At 67.5% G+C, this 237-nt stretch carries 1 protein-coding gene; it reads right to left on the bottom strand.

Translation table 11 applies throughout. From position 1 onward, the window contains the following. Nucleotides 1–237: type VI secretion system tip protein VgrG (gene vgrG, locus AC3A6J_RS28080; RefSeq protein ID WP_487863284.1), on the bottom strand; the 237-nt coding region annotated here is incomplete at both ends.

Genomic DNA, 237 nt, shown 5'->3' on the forward strand with positions numbered 1-237 from the left:
GGGCGGCATGTTGTCGGCGTTGTAGACCCGCCCCGTCACGATCGGCCGGTCGGGGTCGCCGTTCTCGAAGTCGACGACCACCTCCTGGCCGATGCGCGGCACCTGGATGCCGCCGAACTGCGTGCCGGCCCATGGCGAGGACACGCGCACCCAGCACGAGCTGTTCTCGTCCTTCGTGCAGTAGCGGTTCCAGTGGAAGCTCAGCTTCACGCGGCCGTACTCGTCGGTCCAGATCTC

Source organism: Variovorax sp. Soil_C_39 (genome assembly GCF_057656815.1).